The organism is Cytobacillus purgationiresistens (assembly GCF_030813235.1).
In the GTDB taxonomy this organism is placed as follows: domain Bacteria; phylum Bacillota; class Bacilli; order Bacillales; family Cytobacillaceae; genus Cytobacillus; species Cytobacillus purgationiresistens.
This window is the reverse complement of the sequence record NZ_JAUSUB010000007.1, coordinates 102,870-125,300: the sequence shown is the minus strand read 5'-3', so window position 1 is coordinate 125,300 and position 22,431 is coordinate 102,870. Positions and strand designations below refer to the sequence as shown.

26 protein-coding genes and 1 pseudogene are annotated in these 22,431 nt (G+C 38.3%); all 27 read left to right on the top strand.

The window, feature by feature from the left end:
* The first annotated feature begins 251 nt into the window (after positions 1-251).
* The 27 genes and pseudogenes from flgB to J2S17_RS10155 all read left to right on the top strand — a co-directional run bounded on the left by flgB (position 252) and on the right by J2S17_RS10155 (position 22,430).
* On the top strand, positions 252-647 hold the full coding sequence (gene flgB, locus J2S17_RS10280; protein ID WP_307474480.1) for a flagellar basal body rod protein FlgB: 396 nt from the start codon (positions 252-254) through the stop codon (positions 645-647).
* Between the two features lies 1 nt (position 648).
* A complete protein-coding gene (gene flgC / locus J2S17_RS10275; RefSeq protein ID WP_307474478.1) occupies positions 649-1,092 on the top strand; it encodes a flagellar basal body rod protein FlgC in 444 nt (147 codons plus the stop codon).
* A gap of 11 nt (positions 1,093-1,103) precedes the next feature.
* Positions 1,104-1,412, top strand: a complete 309-nt coding sequence (fliE, locus tag J2S17_RS10270) for a flagellar hook-basal body complex protein FliE (RefSeq protein WP_307474476.1) — start codon at positions 1,104-1,106, stop codon at positions 1,410-1,412.
* 207 nt (positions 1,413-1,619) lie between these two features.
* The gene (fliF, locus tag J2S17_RS10265) at positions 1,620-3,212 is read left to right on the top strand and encodes a flagellar basal-body MS-ring/collar protein FliF (protein ID WP_307474474.1); all 1,593 of its coding nucleotides are present in this window, start codon (positions 1,620-1,622) and stop codon (positions 3,210-3,212) included.
* A 13-nt stretch (positions 3,213-3,225) separates the two neighbouring features.
* Positions 3,226-4,242, top strand: a complete 1,017-nt coding sequence (gene fliG / locus J2S17_RS10260; RefSeq protein ID WP_307474472.1) for a flagellar motor switch protein FliG — start codon at positions 3,226-3,228, stop codon at positions 4,240-4,242.
* A complete protein-coding gene (gene fliH / locus J2S17_RS10255) occupies positions 4,235-5,032 on the top strand; it encodes a flagellar assembly protein FliH (protein ID WP_307474470.1) in 798 nt (265 codons plus the stop codon). The genes fliG and fliH overlap by 8 nt, the downstream gene beginning before the upstream one ends.
* Positions 5,001-6,317 (top strand): flagellar protein export ATPase FliI, encoded by a 1,317-nt coding sequence (gene fliI, locus J2S17_RS10250; RefSeq protein WP_307474468.1) that lies wholly within the window; start codon positions 5,001-5,003, stop codon positions 6,315-6,317. Before fliH ends, fliI begins: the two co-directional genes overlap by 32 nt.
* A 4-nt stretch (positions 6,318-6,321) precedes the next feature.
* Positions 6,322-6,765: a flagellar export protein FliJ gene (gene fliJ, locus J2S17_RS10245; RefSeq protein ID WP_307474466.1), complete on the top strand. Its 444-nt coding sequence runs from the start codon at positions 6,322-6,324 to the stop codon at positions 6,763-6,765.
* A gap of 12 nt (positions 6,766-6,777) precedes the next feature.
* Entirely contained in the window at positions 6,778-7,389 is a 612-nt protein-coding gene (locus J2S17_RS10240; RefSeq protein WP_307474464.1) for a MotE family protein, read from the top strand.
* Between the two features lie 26 nt (positions 7,390-7,415).
* A complete protein-coding gene (locus J2S17_RS10235) occupies positions 7,416-8,711 on the top strand; it encodes a flagellar hook-length control protein FliK (protein ID WP_307474462.1) in 1,296 nt (431 codons plus the stop codon).
* Between the two features lie 11 nt (positions 8,712-8,722).
* The gene (flgD, locus tag J2S17_RS10230; protein WP_307474460.1) at positions 8,723-9,367 is read left to right on the top strand and encodes a flagellar hook assembly protein FlgD; all 645 of its coding nucleotides are present in this window, start codon (positions 8,723-8,725) and stop codon (positions 9,365-9,367) included.
* An 11-nt stretch (positions 9,368-9,378) separates the two neighbouring features.
* Positions 9,379-9,777, top strand: coding sequence for a TIGR02530 family flagellar biosynthesis protein (locus J2S17_RS10225; protein ID WP_307474458.1), 399 nt, complete (start codon positions 9,379-9,381; stop codon positions 9,775-9,777).
* 69 nt (positions 9,778-9,846) lie between these two features.
* Positions 9,847-9,918: pseudogene (locus J2S17_RS28845) on the top strand (hypothetical protein); the annotation flags it as partial.
* Positions 9,919-11,370 (top strand): flagellar hook protein FlgE, encoded by a 1,452-nt coding sequence (locus J2S17_RS10220; RefSeq protein WP_370874993.1) that lies wholly within the window; start codon positions 9,919-9,921, stop codon positions 11,368-11,370. It abuts the pseudogene before it with no gap.
* A 50-nt stretch (positions 11,371-11,420) separates the two neighbouring features.
* The gene (locus J2S17_RS10215) at positions 11,421-11,642 is read left to right on the top strand and encodes a flagellar FlbD family protein (protein ID WP_307474454.1); all 222 of its coding nucleotides are present in this window, start codon (positions 11,421-11,423) and stop codon (positions 11,640-11,642) included.
* The gene (gene fliL, locus J2S17_RS10210; RefSeq protein ID WP_307474452.1) at positions 11,629-12,054 is read left to right on the top strand and encodes a flagellar basal body-associated protein FliL; all 426 of its coding nucleotides are present in this window, start codon (positions 11,629-11,631) and stop codon (positions 12,052-12,054) included. The genes J2S17_RS10215 and fliL overlap by 14 nt, the downstream gene beginning before the upstream one ends.
* 96 nt (positions 12,055-12,150) lie before the next feature.
* Positions 12,151-13,149, top strand: coding sequence for a flagellar motor switch protein FliM (fliM, locus tag J2S17_RS10205; protein ID WP_307474450.1), 999 nt, complete (start codon positions 12,151-12,153; stop codon positions 13,147-13,149).
* On the top strand, positions 13,142-14,377 hold the full coding sequence (fliY, locus tag J2S17_RS10200) for a flagellar motor switch phosphatase FliY (protein WP_307474448.1): 1,236 nt from the start codon (positions 13,142-13,144) through the stop codon (positions 14,375-14,377). The genes fliM and fliY overlap by 8 nt, the downstream gene beginning before the upstream one ends.
* An 18-nt stretch (positions 14,378-14,395) precedes the next feature.
* Positions 14,396-14,758 (top strand): chemotaxis protein CheY, encoded by a 363-nt coding sequence (gene cheY / locus J2S17_RS10195; RefSeq protein ID WP_307474446.1) that lies wholly within the window; start codon positions 14,396-14,398, stop codon positions 14,756-14,758.
* A 32-nt stretch (positions 14,759-14,790) separates the two neighbouring features.
* Positions 14,791-15,477: a flagellar biosynthetic protein FliO gene (locus J2S17_RS10190; protein ID WP_307474444.1), complete on the top strand. Its 687-nt coding sequence runs from the start codon at positions 14,791-14,793 to the stop codon at positions 15,475-15,477.
* The gene (gene fliP / locus J2S17_RS10185; protein WP_307474442.1) at positions 15,474-16,139 is read left to right on the top strand and encodes a flagellar type III secretion system pore protein FliP; all 666 of its coding nucleotides are present in this window, start codon (positions 15,474-15,476) and stop codon (positions 16,137-16,139) included. Before J2S17_RS10190 ends, fliP begins: the two co-directional genes overlap by 4 nt.
* A gap of 17 nt (positions 16,140-16,156) precedes the next feature.
* Positions 16,157-16,426, top strand: coding sequence for a flagellar biosynthesis protein FliQ (fliQ, locus tag J2S17_RS10180; protein WP_307474440.1), 270 nt, complete (start codon positions 16,157-16,159; stop codon positions 16,424-16,426).
* A gap of 4 nt (positions 16,427-16,430) precedes the next feature.
* Positions 16,431-17,207, top strand: a complete 777-nt coding sequence (fliR, locus tag J2S17_RS10175) for a flagellar biosynthetic protein FliR (protein ID WP_307474438.1) — start codon at positions 16,431-16,433, stop codon at positions 17,205-17,207.
* A gap of 1 nt (position 17,208) precedes the next feature.
* Positions 17,209-18,294, top strand: a complete 1,086-nt coding sequence (flhB, locus tag J2S17_RS10170; RefSeq protein WP_307474436.1) for a flagellar biosynthesis protein FlhB — start codon at positions 17,209-17,211, stop codon at positions 18,292-18,294.
* 87 nt (positions 18,295-18,381) lie between these two features.
* Complete coding sequence (gene flhA / locus J2S17_RS10165; RefSeq protein ID WP_307474434.1) at positions 18,382-20,415, top strand: flagellar biosynthesis protein FlhA; 2,034 nt, start codon at positions 18,382-18,384, stop codon at positions 20,413-20,415.
* A complete protein-coding gene (gene flhF, locus J2S17_RS10160; RefSeq protein ID WP_307474432.1) occupies positions 20,415-21,560 on the top strand; it encodes a flagellar biosynthesis GTPase FlhF in 1,146 nt (381 codons plus the stop codon). The genes flhA and flhF overlap by 1 nt, the downstream gene beginning before the upstream one ends.
* Entirely contained in the window at positions 21,561-22,430 is an 870-nt protein-coding gene (locus tag J2S17_RS10155) for a MinD/ParA family protein (RefSeq protein ID WP_307474431.1), read from the top strand.
* Position 22,431 lies beyond the last annotated feature (1 nt).

Below are 22,431 nucleotides of genomic sequence, written 5' to 3'. Positions count from 1 at the left end.
TAATAATTTTTAAATGTCGGATCCCGCACTTCATGCGTTTATCTGCTTATTATTTAATAGAGTTTTTAGTTATCGATGAAAACCAAACTTATCTCCTGTGTTCGAAAATTGTCGAAAATAGGTCGAAAGGATTATTAAAATTAACCTAATGGACATAGACTTATTATTTCATATTCTTTACAATAATGTTAGATTAATTTTATTGTAGCAAATATGTGTGCCATAAGAAAAAAGAGAATGAGGTGGTTGTTGTGAAAATCTTCTCGCAATCCATGTCAACAATTGAGAGTGCATTAAACCAAGCGTCATTAAAACAGAAAGTCATTTCACAAAATGTAGCAAATGTCGATACACCAGGATATAAAGCGAAGGATGTAACATTTAAAGAGACATTTCAATCTGCAATGAATCAGTCAATACAGGCCAACAGGACGAATTTGAGGCATTTTGAGTTTAGTCGAAATGAAGGGAAGCAGACAGGGGTCATTACAAGACAAGGTGTATCATTTAATGAAAGTGGCAATAGCGTTGATATGGACCAGGAGATGTCAGAGCTGGCAGCTAATCAAATACAGTATAATGCCTTGATTGATCGGATGAATGGAAAGTTTTCCAGCTTGCAGAATGTGATAAAAGGAGGAAGGTAGGTTGTCTATTTTTCATAGTATGAACACTACAGCTTCAGCACTTACCGCCGGACGTTTGAGAATGGATGTCATTTCTTCAAATATGGCGAATGTTGATTCTACAAGAGGTGTAACTGGTGCAGATCCATATAGAAGAAAATCGGTCGTAATGGAGCCTAAAGAAGGGCAATTTTCTTCTTTTCTAAATACAGCCATGAACCGATCGGATAGTGCTGGAAGTGGAGTAAAGGTGTCTAGAATTGTGGCAGACGAAACTCCTTTCAAAATGGTATTTGATCCTTCCCACCCTGATGCAAATGGAGAAGGATATGTGGAGATGTCTAATGTAGACCCTTTGCGCGAAATGGTTGATCTGATAAGCGCCACAAGATCATATGAAGCAAACGTAACAGTGTTTAACGCAAATAAAGGTATGTTAATGAAGGCGTTAGAAATCGGTAAGTAAGGAGGGAACTCATGAATAACTTAACATTTTCACCCGTATCGCAAACTTTAAAGCCTAATATTCAAACAAATGTAAAGACGGTTTCACCGAATGAAGTACACCAAAGTTTTGCTGAGATGTTAAAGCATTCGATTGATACTGTCAATGATGGGCAAATTCAATCAGATCAAATGACTGAAAAGCTAGCTCGTGGCGAGAAGGTAGATCTTCATGATGTGATGATTGCGTCTCAGAAGGCGAGTGTTTCCATGCAACTGACTTTAGAAGTAAGAAATAAAGCTGTTGAAGCGTATCAAGAGATAATGAGAATGCAAGTATAATACATAAGCAAACTTCGAAATCTTGCATTTATATTAAAAAGAAAAATGAAAAAGACCAAATTTATTAAATAACAGAAAATCATACTTTTTTAGATTAATAAATTCCTTATTTTGTTTCGATCCATCTATCTTTTAAGAAAGGTATTAGCCGATACACTTTCCTGTGATATGGATGATCACTTAACCGCAAATCATCGGGGGATTAAGATGAAAGAACCTTTGCAAACCTATGTAAATAAAACGAAAGAATTTTGGGGAAGCCGAACAAGAAACCAAAAATTTTCACTTATTGGCTTACCGATATTATTAATTATTATATTATCAGTTATTGTTGCAACAGCAACTAAGACGACGCTAGTACCCTTATACAGCAATCTTACTCCATCTGAGACTGGTACCATTAAAGAGAATCTTGATGCAAGAGCAATCAAGTCAGAGATTGCTGATGGCGGTACAACGATAAAAGTACCTGAGCAATCCGTTGATACTCTGAAAGTAGAGCTTGCTGCAGAGGGGATACCGAATTCGGGAAATATCGATTATTCATTCTTTAGTCAAAATGCGGGCATTGGAATGACTGAAAACGAATTTAATGTACTTAAATTAGATGCGATGCAGTCTGAACTTGCCAATTTGATGAAAGGAATCGATGGGATCAATGATGCAAAGGTTATGATTAACCTTCCAAAGCAAGGTATCTTTGTGAGTGATGAGGCTGAAACTGCAACTGCTTCAATTGTTTTAAACACCAAACCGGGTTATCAGTTTAAAGAACAGCAAATTCAAGCACTCTATCATTTGGTTTCCAAAAGTGTGCCAAATCTTCCTACGGATAATATCGTCATAACCAATCAAAACTTTGAGTATTTTGACATAAATAATCATGAAAATTTTTCAGCTTCCAGTCAATTCGCTGCTCAACATGAAATCAAAAAAGAAATTGAGCGTGATGTTCAGCGTCAAGTTCAAACGATGCTGGGGACATTGATGGGGCAAGATAAGGTTGTTGCAACTGTAACTGCTGATATTGACTTTACCCAGGAAAATAGAGAAGAAAACCTCATAGAGCCTGTTGATGAAGACAATATGGAAGGAATTGCAATCAGCGCGCAGAAGTTGACAGAAACATTTACAGGCAATGCAGACCAGGCAGGCGGCATACCCCAAGGAGAGGATACATCCGATGCACTTGGTTCTTCTTATTTAGAAGGAAACAATGCCAATGGTGATTACGAAAGAATTGAAGAAACAATCAATAATGAAGTCAATAGGATTCGTAAAGAAATTGTAGAGAGTCCTTATAAAATAAGAGACTTAGGGATTCAAGTAATGGTAGAACCACCTGTAGCTGATAATCCTAATTCCCTTCCACAGGAGAGAATTAATGATATTTCGCAAATCTTAGGTACAATCGTGAGAACCTCCATTGATAAAGGAACACTGGATGAAGAACTTACGAATGAAGCGATTCAGGATAAAATAGTCGTGTCTGTTCAGCCGTTTAATGGAAAAGTCGAATTTACGGACGACCAGCCGTCAAGTCTCCCTTGGTGGATATACTTGATAGGAGCAATTTTACTCATCATTATCGCGATTCTCATCTTCTTATTTATACGAGCGAGAAAGCCTGTCGTGGAAGAAGAAGAGTATATTAAAGTTGAAGAATCCTATCCGCTACCAGATGTAAATGTGGAAAAGGAAACAGAAAGCACAGTTAGAATGAAACAATTGGAAAAAATGGCAAAAGATAAACCTGAAGACTTTGCAAAACTCCTAAGGACATGGATTACGGAAGACTAGGGGGTCATTGATTATGGCTAAAAGGGAACAAAAGGGATTAACGGGAAAGCAAAAGGCAGCCATCTTGCTTATATCACTAGGACCGGATGTAGCATCAAACGTATATAAGCATTTAAGCGAAGATGAAATCGAAAAATTAACGCTTGAAATTTCAGGTGTGAGAAAAGTAGAATCAGCTGAAAAAGAGGGTATTCTCGAAGAATTTCATCAAATTGCCCTAGCGCAAGATTATATTTCTCAAGGTGGAATTGGCTATGCAAAGACTGTGTTAGAAAAAGCTTTAGGTTCGGACCAAGCAGCAATGATCATCAATCGTCTTACGACTTCTTTACAAGTGAGGCCGTTTGATTTTGCCAGAAAAGCAGACCCTGCGCAAATTTTGAATTTTATTCAAAATGAACATCCGCAAACAATAGCTCTGATCCTTTCTTATTTAGATCCACCACAGGCTGGGCAAATATTATCTGAGCTGCCCCATGAAATGCAAGCGGATATCGCAAAGAGAATTGCTGTAATGGAAAGTACATCACCGGAGATTATCAATGATGTCGAACAAATCTTAGAAAGAAAGCTTTCTACGACAGTAACCCAAGATTATACTCAAACGGGTGGCGTTGAAGCAGTTGTAGAAGTCTTGAATGGGGTCGATCGTTCAACTGAAAGAACCATACTAGATGCACTTGAGATTCAGGATCCTGAATTAGCAGAGGAAATTAAGAAGCGAATGTTTGTATTTGAAGACATTGTTACATTGGATAGCCGTGCAATTCAGAGAGTCATCAGAGAATGTGAAAGTGATGATCTCATGCTTTCTCTTAAGGTTTCCAGCGATGAAGTCAAAGAGATTATATATAAAAATATGTCATTGAGAACGGTTGAGGCATTTAAGGAAGAAATGGAATTCATGGGACCAGTACGTCTGCGTGAAGTGGAAGAAGCTCAGTCTAGAATTGTTGCTATCGTCCGCAGACTAGAGGAATCTGGTGAAATTATCGTGGCACGTGGTGGAGGGGATGACATCATTGTCTAGATTATATAAAGTTCAACAGCCATTATCCCATGAGCAAGCTAAAATGAAAGTGATTTCTGTTAAGCAATTATCTGACAGCAGCGGGAGCTTGGATAAGGAAACACCCATTCCTAATCTCAAACAAATGGAGAAAATGATCAAGGATGCGGAAGCTAAGGCAGATCAAATCATCATCACTGCCAGACAGGAAGCAGACAAATTGAGAGAAGCACTAGTAGCTGAAAGACAAGCTCTGCAGATTGAGCGGGAGCAAGTGTTAGAACAGGCAATCCAAGAAGGGCATCAGTCGGGTTTGGAAAGTGGCAGAACAACAGGCTATGAAGAATACATTGCAATAATTAACGAAGCTAAAGGTATCGTTCATTCTGCTAAGGTGGACCATGATGATCATATTCAATCAGCTGAACAAACCATTTTATTACTTGGAATGAAGGTTGCTGAAAAAATCACAGGCAATGTTATTCATCAGCAGGACAATCACTTCTTATCTTATGTGAAAAGAAGCTTAAAGGAAGCACGCCAATATCGCGATATTCAGCTTCATGTTCATCCTGAACGATATGAGTATATACTTTCCTTTAAAGATGAACTTCTTTCATTATTTCCAAATGAAATATCCTTGTATGTTTTCCCGAATGAAGAGATAACCAAGGATAATTGTCTCATTGAGTCGGATAATGGAAGAATTGATGCGAGTGTTAAAAGTCAAATTGAAGAAATAAAACTCAAGCTTTTAGAAGTATTGGAGACTGGCGGGCATGAATCTAGAGCAGCTTTTGGAAGAAATTGATCATATAGATAGCTTTAAGCGTTATGGAAGAGTGAAACGTGTAGTAGGGCTAATGATTGAATCACAAGGCCCAGTAAGCTCCATTGGTGATGTTTGCTATATTCACCTTAATAATAAGCGAAAAAAAACCATTCAGGCGGAAGTTGTAGGTTTCAAGGATGAAAAGGTTATTTTGATGCCTTATACTTCAGTAACAGATATATCACCTGGGAGTTTAGTAGAAACAACTTCTAAGCCGCTGGAGATAAAAGTCGGTCCTTCACTGGTTGGAAAGGTGGTTGATTCACTTGGCCAGCCGCTGGATGGGACGCCATTGCCAAAAGGGCTTACGTCAGTATTGACTGAAGAAGAACCGCCTAATCCACTAAGCCGCCCGCCAATCTCACAGCCGATTGAAGTAGGTGTAAGGCTAATAGATAGTTTACTAACGGTTGGCAATGGTCAGCGAGTAGGGATATTTGCAGGAAGTGGTGTGGGTAAAAGCACTTTGCTGGGAATGATTGCTAGGAATACGAAAGCCGATATCAATGTGATTGCGCTAATAGGAGAGAGGGGCAGGGAGGTCCGGGAATTTATTGAAAGAGATCTTGGACCTGAAGGCTTGGAACGATCAATTGTGATTGTAGCCACCTCAGATCAGCCTCCTTTAATGAGAATTAAAGGTGCATATACAGCAACAGCCATTGCTGAATACTTTCGCAACAAAGGATTAAACGTAATGATGTTGATGGACTCTGTCACTCGGGTAGCGATGGCGCAGCGGGAGGTAGGACTAGCAATAGGTGAGCCTCCAACCACAAAAGGATATACTCCATCTGTTTTTTCCACACTGCCTAAGTTATTAGAACGAACAGGGACAAATGAAAATGGATCGATTACAGCTTTTTATACCGTCCTGGTTGATGGGGATGACATGAATGAGCCGATTGCGGATACAGTCAGAGGTATATTGGACGGGCACTTCGTACTCGATCGAAATCTAGCGAATAAAGGTCAATATCCTGCAGTGGATGTTTTGAAAAGTGTCAGTCGTGTTATGAATCATATTTCTGTAAAAGAACATGTTAAAGCAGCAGAGAAATTGCGAGAAATGCTAAGCACTTATATTCAATCAGAAGACTTAATTAACATTGGAGCCTATAAAAAAGGGTCTTCAGCAGAAATAGATGAAGCCATTGCCTTATACCCTAAAATTACATCATTTTTAAAGCAAAGGACAGATGAAAAAGCTTCTATGGAAGAAAGCATTCAGAAACTATATAGGCTAATTGGTAAAGGGGAGTAAAGGGATGGCTTATCATTTCAAATTTAAAAAAGTGCTGACTGTTAAGGAAAGAGAAAAAGACGAAGCGCTTGATATGTACAATCAATCAGTAAAAAGGTTTGAGGAGACAGCGAATGAGCTATACAGCCTAATGAAGAAAAAAGAAGATCTCGAGACCTATCAATCCGAAAGGCTCGTTGTCGGTCTACCTGTACTTGAAATCAGACATCATCAGCATTTTGTACATAATTTAGAAAAGTCTATAGATCATTTCCAGAAGGTGGTTATCAATGCACGTAACCAAATGAGCTATTATCAAGAAAGGTTAATGGAAAAGAATACTGAAGTGAAGAAGTTCGAAATTATGAAAGAAAAAAGTGAGTTAGCATTTTTAACAGAGATGAAACAGGCAGAAGGGAAGCAAATGGACGATATCTCAATTCAGCAATTCATGAATAGAGAAAATTAGGTGGTTTAAATGATGAAAGTAAAAGAAGAACAAGAAAAGAAAAAAGGGAATCTTCTTCAAAAAACATTGATGATTGGCATCTTCTCTTTGTTCGGTATCATTGCGATCGTACTCCTTATCTCAACAATACTTGGCTTTAATATTTTTGAAGCAACTAAGAAATATGGACAAAACATTCCGATTATTTCTGCCATCTTCCAAGAGGATCAGACAAAGGTAATTGCAGCTATGGAAGAGCAAATGCTTGAGTTAGAAGCGGAAGTAAAGGATCGTGAAGCTTTTATTTCTCAGTTAGAAGGTCAGCTGGAAAATAAGGACAAGGATCTAAAAAGGTCGCAACTGGAGAAGGATCGACTAGATGGGGAAATAAATGAATTGCTTGCAATCAAGAATGACAATAAGAGAGCCTTTAAAGATATTGTGAAAACCTATGAAGCAATGTCTCCAAAAAAAGCTGCACCGATTCTCGCGGGAATGAATGAAGAAGACGCTATACGTATTTTGTCTGAAATAAAACCGAACACACTTGCAGGTATACTAGAGAAAATGGATCCGAATGTTGCTGCTAAATATACCAATCTATTAACTGCGAGCTTAGAAAATAACCAAACGGCTAACGAGTAAACCGCTCGTTGAAAGGAGGTGAAAAATTGGAGATTACTGGCCGAATTGCCTTAGTACAACCATTAGCAAGTGACATGACAACAAATGGGGAAACGAAAAATGGGTTTTCTGACCTTTTTGGACAGCTGTTGGGCAAGTCGTTAGATGACACAGCGGAGATCGTACATAAAACAGATGGCTTAACAAAAGAAGAAATAACAGAACTCATAAATTTTTTACAGCAAGAAACTCCATTTGAACTGGAAGAAGGATTACAATTCCTTACTGGTATTGATTTGCGTGAAGAAGAACAGGTTATCAAGGGCTTTGCGGAAGAAATGAATATGAATGTAGCAGATGTAAAACAATCTATCTTTCATTTATTTGAGGCGATGCAGTCTATGATTGCAACCGAAACGGAAGAAAGCAATAACATCCCTGATCAAATTAAATTGCTTGACGAGCAAATTTCATTAGAGGATGTATCATTATCGCAAGTGATTCAAATGATTACGGCATTAAATGCGGATGAGGCGTTTTCTCCGACTGAACAGACAAAAGCAGCGATTCAATTGTTTAAGCTGTTTGAGTTAATGAATGCCAATCAACAAAGTCAATTTGTTGATGGACAAAAACTGAAAGACTTCTTGCAGAAAATTGGAGAAAAATTAGTAAAAATGGGAGAAGATCAGACTGATGCCGTTTTAGACAAACCATTTAATAAAATGGAATTTTTACAAAAAACATTTGCACCAGTTGCTGTGAACTTTAACCAAAATTCCGAACGTTCGAATATTGTGGTTTCTGAAGTGAATGGTAAAGCTGATTTGATTACACCTCCTGGAGTGATTCCTTTGCAGCAGATGTCCAAAGTCGAACAGTTGACTATTATGTTGAATCCAAATGGGAAATTAGTATCTACTGAGCAGCTGATACAACAATTTGAAAATATTCTTTCCAGAAGTCAATTTTCTAAAAATGGACAGACTCAAAGATTATTAATTAGGTTGGCACCTGAACATTTAGGCTCATTAAGGGTAGAAATCGTTCAAAAGGATTCGATGATTATCGCACGAATCCTAACGTCCTCTGCAATGGCCAAGGACATTCTGGATACCAATATAAATGGCTTACGTCAGGCGTTTGTCGGACAAAATTTACAGGTGGAGCGCATCGAAGTTGCACAGCAAATGCACTCTCAGCAGGATAAACCACTTTCTAAAGAACAGCAAAATCAACAGGAACAAGGACATCATCCCGACGAGCAAAACAAAGAGAATAACCAGGAACGCAATTCTTTTTTACAAAATTTTGAAGAAGAATTACTCAATATAGAAATATAGGTGAGGATAATATGGCAAACATGATAGATCCATCATTGATGTTAAAAAACTATCAAAATGAACAGCGTAAGACCGGGTCAGATGTGTTAGGCAAGGACGACTTTCTTAAATTACTAATGGTTCAGCTCCAAAATCAAGACCCTACAAGCCCCATGGATGACAAAGAGTTTATATCGCAAATGGCTCAGTTTTCCACTTTGGAGCAAATGACAAATATTGGTTCGAGTATGAATAAAATGATTAGCTTACAGGAGCAGAATCAATTAATCTCATATAATCAATTTGTTGGGAAAGAAATCGTCTGGCATAAACTAAAGGAATCAAGTGATGGGAATTTCGAAATAGAAGAGGGTACAGGCACCATTGCATCAATTCAGTTTAAGGATCAAAGTGTTTTATTTATTCTAGACGACGGTACTAAACTAGAACCTGGAAATATATCACAGGTGAAAGAATCAGGTTCAAGTGAAAATTATATGATTCAGGCAAGCATGATGATTGGAAAGAAAGTGACTTATATGGATGAAGAAAAAGCGGAACACTCTGCCATCATTCAATCCGTTTCCTTTAAGGATGGAAAGGCATTATTTCAACTGGATAATGAGGAAGGAACAAAGGTATCTTCATCCCAAATCATCAAAATAGAAACAAAATAAGGGTTGATTTCATGAATGATTTGACCATTCAATCGTTACACTCACGTCCTATCGTTCATACAAAGCTGTCTCCTAAATTCACTGGAGAAAAGGTTGCGCTATCAGGCAGCAAGTTTGCGCAACACTTTCAGTCTGCGTTGCAGCCTGAAACAAGCTTAACGATAAGCAAGCATGCGAAGGACCGGATGGAAAAAAGAGGTATAGAAATAGATAGCGAACGGTGGGAACAAATCACCAATAAAGTAAAACAAGCAAAGAACTTGGGTGTAAATGACTCGCTCGTGCTTTTATCGGACGCGGCATTGGTTGTCAGTGCAAAGAATCAGACAGTTATTACAGCCATGAATAGAGCTGAGGCGGCAACACAAATATTCACCAATATAAATGGGACAATCATTATCGATCAATAATAGCTGGACCTAATAAAAGGAAGCTATGGCAAGCCGAATGACAGAAGCTGCCAAAAATCGAAAGGGGAAATGAGCATTATGCTACGTTCAATGTATTCTGGAATTAGCGGGATGAAGAATTTTCAAACCAAGTTAGATGTAATCGGGAACAATATTGCAAATGTAAATACAGCAGGTTTTAAGAAGAGCAGGGTAACCTTTAAGGATACAATGAATCAGATGGTTGCTGGTGCAGCATCACCGACCGATATACGTGGCGGGCGAAATGCCACACAAGTGGGTCTCGGTTCTACGTTAGCGACAATCGATGTCATTCACTCGGGCTCCAGTCTTCAAACAACTGGAAGAGCGCTGGATTTAGGTATCGAAGGCGATGGTTATTTTATTGTAAACCAAGGGAATTCTCAGTTTTACAGTAGGGCTGGGAACTTTTATTTGGATGATAACGGAAGCCTAGTAAACAGTGATGGACTAAAGGTGCAAGCTTATAATAATAACGGGGTTTTAGGCGACGTAATTGTTAATGTCAATGCCTCTCTTCCAGCAGTAACAACAAAGGAAATTGCTTTTGAAGGCAATTTAGCGGCTGATGCAAATATCGGCACGGTGTTTAGCCAGCAAATTAAAACAGTTGATGAGAATGGGAATGCACATGCTTCAACTGTCTATTTCAAGAAGATGGCGAATGATCAGTGGGGCGTGTTTATTAATGAGGAGCCTAAGCCTTCATCGGTGGGGGCTGTTACGAACAGTATAGATAATGCAAATGGCTCAGCTGGGAATATTTCAGTGACAAATCCAACAGGATATATGGGAACAGAGAATGGAGATTGGAAAGTCACTTTTACAAATAATCAATATCAGGTGACTGCTAACGGTGTAACGACAAATATTCCAGCTGATGATGTAAAAGATAATAAGTTTTCTGTTAATGGATTAGAAATTGACTTATCAAATGTAGATCCATTACCTCCAACAGACGGAGATACTTGGCAGTTCACTGTAACAGCGCCAGTACAACCCAAACCAGGATTCACACTTAATTTTGATGCAAACGGAAATATCATTAATGCGAATGCCGTACAAAACAACATTCGAGTGGATATTCCTTCTGGAAAAATCGATGATTCTACTACTCCGGTAAATGAAAGCCACCTTGTTGTTGATCTCGATTTCTCCAAACTAACACAAGTAAAAGGTTCAACCAATGCAAATGTATTTCCTGACGGCTATACCGATGGAAAACTAGAAAGTTTTAATATTGGACCTTCGGGTGAGATTAATGGCGTGTATTCCAATGGTCTTATTGATGTTTTAGGGACAATTGCGATCGCTAAATTCAGCAATAGCTCGGGTTTAACAAAAGCAGGAAATAATTTATTCCAAGCATCTGTCAACTCAGGCACAGCAAATATTGGGGTAGCAGGAGATGGAAGAGGAACCCTTGCAGCGGGGTCGTTGGAAATGTCCAATGTTGATTTATCAGAAGAATTTACAGAGATGATCACAGCACAACGTGGATTCCAGGCAAATACGAGGATAATCACAACTTCAGATGAAATTTTACAAGAATTAGTCAACTTAAAACGTTAATTAGAGGAGGGAAGGGCTGAAGGCTCAAGCTTTTAGCCCTGATATTTATTGTGATAAAAGTATCGCGTTTGAATGGTAAACCATTTTTCTTGAATGCTATATACATAGAAAACATTGAATCCTTCCCAGACACGACCATCACTCTTACGAATGGCCGTAAATATGTGGTGAAGGAAGACGAAGCTTCAGTTTTGAACATGGTCAATTCGTTTTATCAATCAGTGGGCTTGATTGGATTGCAATTAAGGAGGGATGAATATGAAGAAGAGTAAATGGATAATGGGAGCCGTGATCACTTTTTCTCTTCTGCTTGTTGTGGTTGCAGTCATGTACTTTACTGAAATTGGTTATACCCAAAAGGCCAATGCTGAACCGACAATTGATGAAATCTTAGAATCATCCGTCAATATACCGCAAATTACTACCAACCTTGCAAGCAATGATTTTATTCGGATTTCCTTTACAATCCAAACGGATAGTAAGCAAGCGAAAGTCGAATTAGAAAAAAGAGATTTTCAAGTGAAGAATCTTATTATCCAAGAGTTATCTGAAATGAATGCGGAGGAAATCCAAGGTAAGGAAGGGCAAGTAAACCTACAGGACGAGTTGAAAGTGAAAATCAACTCCCTCATGCATACAGGGAAAATTGAACAAGTATATATTACCGAGTCAATCCTCCAATAGAACCTTAGGTTTCAGGTATGCGATATGATTATGTAACATGGCAGACTGTGATGCTTAAATAAAACGATGATTGAATCTACATGGAGGTGAATTTTTTTGCCAGGGGAAGTATTATCTCAAAATGAAATTGATGCGTTGCTTTCAGCTCTTTCTACAGGTGAGATGGATGCAGATGAGCTCAAAAAGGAAGAAAATGAAAAAAAGGTTAAAGTCTATGACTTTAAACGGGCATTGCGGTTTTCGAAAGATCAAATTCGCAGCTTAACGAGGATTCATGAGAATTTTTCCAGGCTCCTTACCACCTTTTTCTCAGCGCAACTCAGAACTTATGTGCAAATTTCCGTTACATCAACAGACCAAATTCCATATGAGGAATTTATCCGATCGGTTCCTAAAATGACGATATTAAATGTATTTGAGGTCCCGCCTCTTGAAGGAAGAATATTGATGGAGGTCAATCCCAATATTGCCTATGCAATGATGGATCGAATGATGGGCGGAAAAGGTTCGAGTATTAATAAAGTAGAGAACTTAACAGAAATAGAAACTAAAATTATGTCAAATGCATTTGAAAAGGCATTTGAACATATTAAAGAAGCCTGGAGCAATGTAATTGATATAGATCCGGTTTATTCTGATTTTGAAGTGAATCCACAGTTCTTACAAATGGTTTCCCCGAATGAAACGGTTGTGGTCATTTCTTTGAGCACAACGATAGGGGAAGCGAGCGGGATGATTAATATTTGTATCCCTCATGTTGTATTAGAGCCAATCATTCCGAAGCTATCTGTGCGCTATTGGATGCAAGCGGATAACAAAAACCGGGAGCCGGGAGAAATTCATTTATTAAAGAGCAATATTCAAATTGCAGAAATTCCGATTGTGAGTGAATTGGGTGATACTGATATTTCGATTCAGGATTTTCTGAATCTTGATATTGGTGACGTGATCGAGCTTAATCAAATGATTAATGACCCATTAGTAATTAAGGTAGGCGACATCCCTAAATTTATTGGACAGCCAGGGAAAGTAAATAAAAAAGTAGCTGTTCAAATTATGGACTTTGTGAAAGGAGGAGATGGCGAAAATGAGTAATGACATGCTTTCACAAGATGAAATTGATGCGTTATTAAAGGGGTCAGATGATAGTGATGATGATATTTCCTTTGATACAAATGAATTGGATACTCATGGTTTCTTATCTCCAATGGAAGAAGACGCTTTAGGAGAAATTGGTAATATTTCATTTGGAAGTTCCACTACTGCTTTATCTACATTATTAAATCAGAAGGTTGAAATAACAACTCCTTCTGTTTCAATTATACAATACAGTGAGCTTGCAGAAGAGTTTCCCCACCCCTATGTGGCGATTAAGGTTAATTATACAGAAGGGTTTCGGGGTACCAATATATTAGTGATTAATCAGTCTGATGCTGTTATAATTGCAGACTTGATGTTAGGTGGAGACGGTACAAACCCTGCAGCAGAGATGGATGAAATTCATTTAAGTGCAGTGCAAGAAGCTATGAATCAAATGATGGGGTCTGCAGCCACTTCGATGTCAACGATTTTTGGGAAAAGAGTAGATATTTCACCTCCAACCATTGATCTGATCAATATCCCGTCAGGTGAGGGCAAAGAGACGATTCCAAATGAGGACAGTCTTGTAAAGATATCTTTTAGAATTACGATTGGTAGTTTAATTGATTCAAATATTATGCAGCTTTTGCCATTGAAATTTGCAAAGGAGCTTGTAAGTGAATTGCTTAATCCAGCTGTTGAAGACAATCAAATGGAATCACCTGTAGGAAATCAACCATTCAATCAGAGCAGTGAAAAACTAGATCACCTATTAGACAATGAATTTCCGACGATAACTGAAGATAAGCTTGGGTATCCACATAACGAAAGTTCGAATAACAATGTTGGTTTGCCAAATCCAGCGCAGTTAAACCAACATGAACCGCAAATTATCGGTTCTGCTTCATACGGACAAGAGCAGCCAACGATACAGCCTGCGATGTTTTCGGAGTTTGAACCTATGCAAGTAAAGGCACCAGAAACAAAGAATCTTGATATGCTGCTTGATATTCCGTTGCAATTAACTGTTGAACTTGGAAGAACAAAACGTTCTGTTAAAGAGATATTAGAGTTGTCTGCTGGCTCAATTATCGAGCTTGATAAATTAGCAGGTGAGCCAGTTGATATCTTAATAAACAGCCACCTCATTGCACAAGGGGAAGTTGTTGTAATTGATGAAAATTTTGGTGTGCGTGTTACATCTATTATTAGCCCAACTGACCGCATAAAAAAACTTAGATAACTTTGGAGGAAAAACATTATGTCCCAAAAAATATTGATTGTAGATGACGCAGCGTTTATGAGAATGATGATTAAAGATATTTTGATTAAAAATGGCTTTGAAGTGGTTGGTGAGGCAGCGGACGGTGCACAGGCTGTAGAGAAGTATAAAGAAACATCACCTGATTTAGTGACAATGGATATTACAATGCCTGAGATGGATGGTATTACGGCATTGAAGGAAATAAAGAAGATTAATAGCAATGCGAAAGTGATTATGTGCTCTGCAATGGGTCAGCAAGCTATGGTAATTGATGCGATCCAGGCTGGAGCTAAAGATTTTATTGTTAAACCATTTCAGGCGGATAGAGTAATCGAAGCGATATCAAAAACGTTAAGCTAAAGAATCCATTTTAGGAGCGAGATGTGCAAAACATGAAGCAATCAATGAGAAAAATCGTCTGTCTGCTTTTTCTCGCTCTTTCTCTCATAGGAATACAAACGCCTGTTCATGCAGAGCAATTAGATAATGTGAAAAATTGGATTGAGCCTGAGGGGAAAGAAGCGAAGGTAGTAAAGGATGAAAAGGAAGGTTCAGGAGAAGAACAAAAGCAAACACCTGAGCCAGTCGTGGAAAATAGTCAGATTGGTGTTACTGCATGGGATTTTATGAAAATGATCATTGCGACGATTTTTGTCGTTGCCCTTTTGTATTTTGTTCTTAAGTTTATCAATAAGAAAAGTAAAGTATATAAAAGCTCACAGTTAGTAGAAAATATGGGCGGGGCTTCACTCGGGCAAAACCGATCTGTGCAAATGATTAAAGTGGGTGATCGTTTATTAGTTGTAGGTGTAGGTGAAAATATTCAACTGCTTAAAGAGATTGAAGATGAGCAGGAAAGACAGCAAATTTTCCAAGAATACAACGACCAGCTCGATCAACTTTTACAACCAAGCGATATCGTTTCTAAACTTGTCACAAAGGTTAAAAGTAAGCAGCAGCCTGAAAAAGAAGTGAAAAATCCATTTCAGCAGGTTTTGACTGATCGGCTTGAAAAGATAACCAAAGAAAGAAAAAAAGTGCTCGATGATATAGAGAAGAAAGGTCCAGACAAGCAATGAATGAAGTAATGGAAATTTTTAATACTAGCTCGCCTGAAAATATATCAACGTCAGTTAAATTAATGCTTCTCTTAACTGTGCTATCATTGGCGCCTAGTATACTCATATTAATGACATGCTTTACAAGAATAGTCATTGTGCTTTCATTTGTTAGAACCGCACTTGCTACGCAACAAATGCCGCCTAATCAAGTGATTATTGGCTTATCATTATTTCTTACCTTTTTTATCATGGCACCAACATTTCAGGAAGTAAATCAACAAGCTCTGACACCACTATTTAACGAAGAAATTGATCTTGAAGAAGCGTATGAGAAAGCAGCACTTCCGTTTAAGGAATTTATGAGTGCTCATACACGAGAAAAAGACCTCGCTTTGTTTCTAGAATATTCACAAGCAGAAAAGCCTGAATCAATTGCGGAAATTCCGTTAACTGCACTTGTACCAGCCTTTGCAATTAGTGAAATAAAGACGGCCTTCCAGATAGGTTTTATGATATTTATTCCCTTTCTAGTTATTGATATGGTTGTTGCCAGTGTCCTGATGTCAATGGGAATGATGATGTTACCGCCGGTGATGATTTCATTGCCATTTAAAATTCTGCTATTTGTTTTAGTGGATGGATGGTATTTAGTTGTAAAATCTCTCTTACAAAGTTTTTAAGCAGGTGAATGAAAAAAATGACACCAGAAGCAGTAATTTCAATTGCCGAACAAGGCATAATCGCTGTTCTAATGATTTGCGGCCCATTACTAGTGCTAGCGCTTGTGGTAGGGCTCGTAGTCAGTATCTTTCAAGCAACCACCCAAATTCAGGAGCAAACACTAGCTTTTATTCCTAAAATTGTGGCCGTGTTGGTCGGCCTTGTCGTGTTTGGACCGTGGATGCTGAATTATGCAGTTTCATATACAAATGATATATTATCCAATTTAACTAGGTTTATAGGATGATTGTATGATAGACATACTTCAATACTTTCCCAACTTACTGCTGGTATTTGTAAGGGTTACATCCTTTTTCCTGCTGATGCCACTCTTTTCGTATCGCTCGATTCCAACTGTTGCTAAGATTGGTTTAGGCTTTTTCTTGGCTTGGATAATGATTTTTACAATTGATGCACCTGTTATGGAAATTGACGGGTTCTATTTCCTATTAATTATTAAGGAAGCCTTAGTAGGGATATTTGTTGGATTTATTGCTTACTTAATGCTTTCAGCTATCCAAATAGCTGGAGGATTCATAGATTTTCAAATGGGATTTGCCATTGCAAATGTCATTGATCCGCAAACAGGAGCACAGAGTCCTTTAACAGGGCAATATTTATATATGATTGCTCTGCTTTTTTTATTATCAGTAAATGGACACCATTTGTTATTAGATGGTATCTTCTATAGTTATCAATTTATCCCGCTTGATCAGCCATGGATTTCCTTTGGAAATGAGAGCATGGCAGAATATGTGATTAAAGCCTTTAATGCAATGTTTATCATTGCTTTTCAGATGGCGATTCCAGTTGTCGGTTCATTGTTTCTCGTAGATGTCGCATTAGGAATTGTCGCAAGAACGGTTCCGCAACTTAACGTCTTTGTCGTGGGCTTGCCTGTGAAAATCGGTGTCAGCTTTATCGTACTGGTCATTGTGATGAGTGTATTAATGCTCGTAGTTTCCCAACTGTTTGAAACGATGCTGGAAACGATGCGTGGCTTAATGAATCTTATCGGAGGTTCATAACATGAAATTACTACTTTCACTAGATTTACAGCTTTTTGCAGGTGAGAAATCTGAAAAAGCTACACCAAAGAAAAAGCAGGACACACGTAAAAAAGGACAGGTAGCTAAGAGCCAGGATGTGAATACAGCTATTCTTCTATTAGCTGTTTTTATCTTTTTGTTTTTCGCAGGGGATTACTTGCTAGAGAATACGCTTTACATAATGAAGCATTCGTTTCAAGAATATTTAAGCATGGAGTTAACAGAGGCACAAGCTCATATCCTCTTTCTCGATGTGCTTAAAGAGCTGGTAATGTTATTAGGTCCGATTATGCTGGTTGCGATGGTAGCTGGTGTGATTGCCAATTATGTACAAGTAGGCGTTTTATTCACAGCTAAACCGATTGAACCTAAGCTCGAGAAGCTGGACCCAATTAAAGGATTTAAAAGGATTTTTTCAATTAGAGCGATCGTTGAAATGGTTAAATCCATCCTAAAAATTAGTTTCGTTGGGATGGTCGCTTTTGCAGTACTATGGAGCAGGATTGATGAAATACTGATCTTATCTCAGAAATCAGTCGGTACTGCTCTTATAACCATTGCAAATTTGACTGTGCAAATGGGACTGTTCGCTGCAATTGCCTTGCTTTTCCTATCTATATTAGATTATTTATATCAGAAATTTGATTATGAAAAAAACATCCGTATGTCAAAGCAGGATATAAAAGATGAGCATAAGAACTCTGAAGGAGACCCATTAATAAAATCAAAAATTAAACAGCGGCAGCGTGAGATGGCCATGCGCAGAATGATGCAGGAGGTTCCAAAAGCAGATGTAATCATCACCAATCCTACACATTTTGCTATCGCCTTAAAATATGATGAATCTAAATCAGATGCCCCTATCGTCATTGGTAAAGGGGTGGACACGATTGCTCAGAAGATTAAGCTCATAGCTAAAGAGAATGATATCATCATGGTCGAAAACCGTCCGCTTGCCAGGTCCTTATATGATCAGGCTGAAATTGGAGACGCAATACCAGAGGAGTTTTTTAAAGCAGTCGCTGAAATCCTTGCTTATGTTTATCGGATTAAAAATAAAATTTGATACCTGTCTGCCGTATTAAGGGAGATAGGTTAGTTAATAGATAAATAGCTTTCTTTAATGCTTTAATTATTGTTAGGAGAGAAATGTATGGCAGTTAAAGACTTGTCCGTTTTGCTGAGCGTAATATTAATTGTTGCAATGCTCGTTATCCCTTTTCCGCCATGGCTTTTGAGTATTCTCATAATCATCAATATGGCATTGGCACTCTTGGTCCTTTTAACCGCTATGAATATGAAAGAGGCGCTTGAGTTTTCAATCTTTCCTTCGCTAGTCCTATTGTTGACATTATTTAGAATTGGGCTAAATGTATCTACTATGCGTGCGATTTTATCTGAAGGCGATGCAGGTAAAGTGGTTGAAGCTTTTGGCTCATTTGTAACAGGTGGAAATGTCATAGTTGGTTTAGTTGTGTTTTTAATCTTGGTCATTATTCAGTTTATTGTTATTACTAAAGGAACTGAGCGTGTTTCAGAGGTAGCTGCAAGATTTACCCTTGATGCAATGCCTGGGAAGCAAATGAGTATTGATGCCGATTTGAATGCTGGTATGATCTCGGAACATGATGCGCGTGATCGCCGTGAAAAGGTGAGTCGCGAAGCGGATTTTTATGGTGCGATGGATGGAGCCAGTAAATTTGTAAAAGGTGATGCCATTGCCTCAATCATTATTACCTTAATCAATTTAATTGTTGGGATTATTATTGGGATGACGCAATTAGGCTTACCTATTGGTGAAGCAGCAATGAAGTTTTCTATGTTGACAATTGGTGATGGGTTAGTCAGCCAAATCCCCGCATTATTAATATCTACTGCAACAGGAATAGTTGTGACCAGAGCAGCTTCAGATGGAAACATCGGTTCAGACATTACCAAGCAGCTTTTTGCCTATCCAAAAATGCTCTATATTACGGGTATTACGCTTATCTTGCTGGGGATTCTTTCGCCAATCGGAATTTTACTAACAATGCCAGTCGGCGGGTTATTGATTTTCGGAGGCTATATGATTTCTCGGACACCTGAACCTGATAAGGAACAGCTGCAGGAGTTGGAAGAAGAAGTTCAGACTGATGAGATGAAAAGTCCTGAAAGTGTCGTGAACTTGTTGAATGTAGATCAAATTGAATTTGAATTTGGGTACGGATTAATTCCGCTGGCAGATGCGAATCAAGGCGGTGATTTGCTCGACCGAATTGTAATGATTCGCAGGCAGTTAGCGATTGAGTTAGGTCTCGTTATTCCTGTTGTTCGCATTAGGGATAATATTCAATTACAGCCAAATGAATATCGTTTAAAGATAAAAGGAAGTGTCTTGGCAAAAGGAGAGCTTTTGTTAGACCATTATTTAGCAATGAGCCCTGGGATAGAAGATCATTCGATTGAGGGAATAGATACGATTGAGCCTTCATTTGGCTTACCTGCAAAATGGATTACTGAAGCCATGAAAGAGCAGGCTGAGATGTTTGGTTATACAGTAGTCGATCCACCATCAGTTGTATCTACACATTTAACAGAAGTGATAAAAAATAATGCCTATGAATTAATTGGCAGACAGGAAACAAAGCAATTGGTTGACCACCTGCAGCAAAGTTATCCTATTCTTGTCGAAGAAGTGACTCCTAATCCATTATCAGTGGGTGAAGTTCAAAAGGTACTTGGGAAGCTTTTAAAGGAAAATGTTTCAATCAGAAACTTGCCAATCATTTTTGAAACGTTAGCAGATTATGGTAAAACCACGACTGATACGGATTTATTAACGGAATATGTGAGACAAGCGTTGGCAAGGCAAATAACGAACCAATTTTATGATGAGGGTGAAGCGCTAAAAGTTGTTACACTTTCTGGTAAAGTTGAGAAGCTAATAGCAGATGGCATACAACAGACGGAGCATGGCCGATTTTTATCAATAGATCCTACGAATTCACAAACGATATTAGAGTCCATTGCGTCTCAAGTGGAGCAATTATCAATGATGGAGCAAACACCAATCGTGTTATGCTCACCAGCAGTACGTATGTATGTAAGGCAGCTGACAGAAAGATATTTCCCTCAAGTCCCAATACTTTCTTATAACGAACTTGAGGCCAATGCTGAAGTACAGAGTGTCGGGGTGGTGAATGTATAGTGAAAGTTAAGAAATTTATAGCATCATCCATGCCAGAAGCAATGAAGCAGATCAGGGCAGAGCTTGGAAATGATGCAGTTATATTAAATACAAGAAATATAAAAACAGGCGGCTTTCTTGGCCTATTTCAGAAGGAAAGTTTAGAAGTGTTAGCTGCAATTGATCCTGTCCACTCAGCAGAGAAGAAAATGCAGCAGCAAATAAATAGGCAGTTAACCACAGACAATCATATTACTGCCACTCAAACATTGCATGCTTCAACATCAAATGATGCCACGTTGCTGTTGGAGGAAATAACCAATTTAAAAAAACTAGTTTCAGGCCTTAACCCAAACGGGCAAACTCCGTCTGCTGAAACCCCTGCGCCTATTCATCATGCTCTAGAGTTATTGATTAGACAGGAATTCGATGATGAATACATCCAAATAATGAAAGTTTCATTATTGGAAAAATGGTATATGAGCGGGTCAGATGCCACTAATGAGGAAGTATTTCAATGGCTGAGAGCTTTGTTGAAAGATCAAATAAAAGATATTCCTTTTGGAGGGGTATCTTTTTCGAAAAAATATGTAAATGTCGTTGGTCCGACAGGTGTGGGTAAAACAACCACATTAGCGAAAATGGCGGCAGAAAGTGTAATTAAGCATCAGAAAAGGGTCGCATTTATTACAACTGATACATATAGAATTGCTGCAATAGATCAGTTGAAAACCTATGCGAAAATTCTGGATGTACCACTCGAGGTCTGCTATTCATCTGAAGATTTTAAACAAGCAATCGCTGCTTTCTCTCATTATGATGCAGTGTTTATCGATACGGCTGGACGTAACTTTAGAAACGAGCAATATGTGATTGAGCTAAATGAGATGTTAGGAATGTCGGATGAATTAGAAACATTTTTGGTTTTGGCTTTAACGGCAAAGCAAACAGATATGAAGGATATTTGCAATCAGTTTTCTGCTATGGATATCGATCGCTTCATTTTTACTAAAATAGATGAAACATCAAGTACGGGCTCGTTATATAATCTCGTCCTTTCAAATAAAAAAGGAATTGCTTATATCACAAACGGTCAGGATGTTCCAGATGACCTGATTGTAGGCAGCGCTGAGGAACTGTTGAATGTAGTGATGGAGGGCAAATAAATGTTTGATCAAGCTGAAAATTTGCGCTCCAAATTAAAGAATACAAAGCACAAATCACCTCATGCTAAAACCTTAGCCATAATGAGTGGAAAAGGCGGAGTGGGGAAATCGAATATATCTTTAAGCCTAGCGCTTTCACTATGTAATAAGGGGTATAAAGTGTTATTGTTCGATATGGATATAGGAATGGGAAACCTGGATATTTTAATGGGGAATTCATCAGAGTATTCGATTGCTGACGTTTTTGATGGAAGAGCTGAACTAGATGAAGTGATTATGAATGGACCAAACGGCCTTCAATATATCGCTGGCGGGACGGGTTTAAACCAGCTATTTACACTAGATCAAACTCGGCTTTCCCCGTTTTTTTTTCAACTTGATCATCTTTTGACAAACTATGACTTTATACTTTTTGATATGGGTGCCGGGATCACAATTGATTTTGCAAAAATCATTCTCTCAGTTGAAGAAATATTGATCGTAACTACTCCTGAACCTACTTCAATTACGGATGCATATGCGGCCATGAAGTATATTCATCTAATGGATACTCAAATCCCTTTCCATATACTCGTGAATCGGATTCATAATGATAAAGAGGGGCTAGAGACTCATCGGAGAATAGCACTTGTAATGAACCAGTTTTTAAATAGAGAAGTTAACTATTTTGGCGGAATGCGGGAAGATAGAAGCGTGCAGCAAGCGGTAAGAAGGCAGATTCCTTTTATACTATATAATCATAAATCTCTGGCAGCTACTAACATGAAGAAAATGGTTGACAAGTATTGTGAAGATAATAGGAATCAAGCTTCTGAGGGAAATATGCATATATTTCTCTCAAAGTTAAAGCGGCTGCTGTTTGAAGGGTAGT